Genomic DNA, 3,375 nt, shown 5'->3' on the forward strand with positions numbered 1-3,375 from the left:
GTGCGGGAGACGGTTCGTTTTTCTGATGGGGTCGGGGCTTTGTTGGGCGCTGGGGTGACGGCGTTCGTGGAGTTGGGGCCGGATGGTGTGCTCTCCGCACTGGTGCAGGAGATCGCCACGACCGAGGTCGTGCCGCTGCTGCGATCCCGATCCTCCGAGAACCGCACAGTGGCCGAGGCGCTGGGTCGGCTGGCCGTCCACGGCGTACCCGTCGACTGGGCCTCCTACTACCAGCAGTTCGGCGCCCGGACGGTCGAGCTGCCGACCTACCCGTTCCAGCGCCGCCGCTACTGGCTGGACCCGACCGGATCCTCGTCCGGGGCTTCGGCCATGGGTCTGCGGCCCGCGGGGCACCCTCTGCTCGGCGCCACCGCCGAACTCGCCGAGGCCGACGGCCTCCTGCTCACCGGCCGGCTCTCCCTGCACGCCCAGCCATGGCTGGCCGACCACCGGGTGCTGGCGGCGGCGGTGCTTCCGGGCACGGCATTCCTGGAACTCGCGCTGCAGGCCGCGAGCCGGGCCGGGTGCGATCGGGTGGAGGACCTCAGCATCGAGGCCCCGCTCGTCCTGCCCGCCGACGAGGCAGTGGTCGTCCAGGTCGCCGTCGCCGCCGCCGACAGCGCCGGACGACGCGCGCTGACCGTGTACGCCCGGGCCGAGGACGCTGCCGACGGCACGGAGTGGACCCGACACGCCTCGGGCGTGCTCGCGCCCGGCGGTGCCCCGGTCCCCGAGGTGCCGCCCGCATGGCCGCCGGCCGGCGCGACAGCGGTCGACGTCGACGACCTCTACGACCGGCTGGCGGGGATCGGGTTCGACTACGGCCCGGTGTTCCAGGGCCTGCGAGCGCTCTGGCGGCGAGGTGACGAGGTCTTCGCCGAGGCACGGTTGCCCGAGGACGAGGAGTCCTCCTCCTACGCCGTACACCCCGCCCTGCTCGACGCGGTGCTGCACGCCGTCGCGTTCGGCGCTCCCGGCGCGGCGGAGCGGGCCACGGTGCCCTTCGCCTGGAGCGAGGCCCGGGTGCACGCGTCCGGCGCCTCCGTGTTGCGCGCGCACCTGGTCCCCGCCGGCACGGACGCCCACTCCCTCCAGGTCTTCGACGACGAGGGCCGCGCGGTCGTCTCGATCGGAACGCTCGCCCTGCGTCCGCTGGAGGAGGGGCGGATCCCACCGCCGGTCCCGGACGGGGAGTCCCTGCAGCGGGTCGAGTGGTCCGAGATCCCCGTCGCCTCGCCACCCGGGGAGGCCGGGTGGCCCGTGCTCGACGTGGACGGCCAGACGCTCACCGAAGGTCTCGAAGAGCTGGCGGCGTCGACCCCTGACGTCGTCCTGCTGCCGTGCCGGGTCCGCACGGGAGACCCCGTGACCGCGGCTCACGAGACCGTGGGTGAGGTCCTGGAGGTGGTCCAGGCCTGGGTGGCCGACGACCGGATGGCCGGTACCCGCCTGCTGGTGACGACCACGGGCGGTGTCGCCCTGCCGGGCGAGACCCCCGATCCCGCCCAGGCCGCGGTATGGGGACTCGTGCGTTCCGCGCAGGCCGAGCATCCGGGACGGTTCGTCCTCGCCGACGTGGACGACAGGCCCGAATCGGTACGCGCTCTGGCGGCCGTCGCCGACCTGGCGGACGAGCTCCAACTCGCGGTGCGGGACGGGCGGATCTCGGTCCCGCGGTTGGTGCGGGTGGCCCCCGGAGTCGGCATCCGAGGAGGAGCCTCCGACGGCACCGTTCTGATCACCGGAGCCACGGGCGCACTGGGCCGGCTGCTGGCCAGACACCTGGTCGCCGAGCACGGAGTACGGCGTCTGCTGCTGGCGGGTCGGAGAGGTCGGGCCGCGGCGGGCATGGCCGAGGTGGAGGCGGAACTCACCGCGATGGGAGCCGCGGTCGACGTCGTGGCGTGCGACGTGGCCGACCGTTCCGCCGTGGCGCGAATGCTCGCGGCCGTCCCGGCACCCCTGACGGGAGTCGTCCATGTCGCGGGTGTGCTGGACGACGGCACGGTCGAGTCGTTGACCCCTGAGCGGGTCTCGGCCGTCCTGCGGCCCAAGGCCGACGCCGCCTGGCACCTTCACGAGTTGACCCGCGACCTCGACCTGCGTTTCTTCGTCTTGTTCTCGTCGATCGCCGGGCTGGTCGGCAACCCCGGGCAGGGCAACTACGCGGCGGCGAACACGTTCCTGGACGCCCTGGCCCACCACCGGCACACGGAGGGACTGCCCGCCGTCTCGCTCGCCTGGGGCCCGTGGAGCCAGGAGCACGGCATGGCGGGTTCACTCGACCACGCGGGCACCGTACGCCTGGCGCGCTCGGGCATGGCCGCGCTCACCGACGACGCCGGGCTGGCCCTGTTCGACGCGGCCCTGGACGCCGACGAGCCGGTGCTCGCGGCGGTCCACTGGCAGACCGGCCCCCTGCGCGAGCCCGGCGCGACCCTGCCCGTCCTGCTGCGCAGGCCGGCCGCCCGTCGGACGGCGCGGCGCGGCCCGGGGCGCCCCGGCACGTCGTCCGGCCTGCAGCGCGAGATGGCCACCGCGACACCTGCCGAACGCGAACGGATCCTGTTCGACCTCGTCCGCACGCACGCCGCCTCGGTGCTCGGTCTCGACGCACCCGACGCTGTCGCCGCCGACCAGGCCTTCCGGGCGCTCGGATTCGACTCCCTGATGGCCGTGGAGCTGCGCAACCGCCTGAAGACAGCCACCGGGCTGCCCCTGCGGACCACCCTGCTGTTCGACTACCCGACCCCGGCGGAGCTGGTCGCCCATCTCGCCGCCGAGTTCAGTGGGGTGACCGCCACCGAAGCGGTGGCGCCGGTGACGCAGCGGGTGGACGAACCGATCGCGATCGTCGGCATGGCCTGCCGGTATCCGGGTGGGGTCGGCGACCCGCAGGACCTGTGGGATCTGGTGGCCAGCGCGGGCGACGCGGTCTCCGGGTTCCCCGTGGACCGGGGATGGGATCTCGACGGCCTCTACGACCCGGACCCGGACCACGCCGGTACCAGCTACGCCAGGGAAGGCGGTTTCCTGCACGAGGCCGCCGAATTCGATCCCGCCTTCTTCGGTCTGTCGCCCCGCGAGGCACTCGCGATGGACCCGCAGCAGCGGCTGCTGCTGGAGACGTCCTGGGAGGCGGTCGAGCGGGCCGGCATCGATCCGACGTCGCTGCGGGGCAGCCGTACCGGTGTGTTCGCCGGAGTCATGTACCACGATTACGCGAGCCGTTTCCCGTCCGTGCCGGAAGGCTTCGAGGGCTATCTGGGAAACGGCAGCGCCGGCAGTGTCGCTTCGGGGCGGGTGGCGTACACGTTTGGTTTTGAGGGTCCTGCGGTGACGGTGGATACGGCGTGTTCGTCGTCGTTGGTGGCG

At 73.4% G+C, this 3,375-nt stretch carries 1 protein-coding gene; it reads left to right on the plus strand.

All coding sequences use genetic code 11. The annotated features are described in order from the left end of the window. Positions 1-54: 54 nt before the first annotated feature. Positions 55-3,375: type I polyketide synthase (locus AB0B14_RS36680; RefSeq protein WP_357526755.1), on the plus strand; the 3,321-nt coding region annotated here is incomplete at its 3' end.

Origin of the sequence: Micromonospora sp. NPDC049171, from assembly GCF_040648275.1 — a bacterium.
In the GTDB taxonomy this organism is placed as follows: domain Bacteria; phylum Actinomycetota; class Actinomycetes; order Mycobacteriales; family Micromonosporaceae; genus Micromonospora.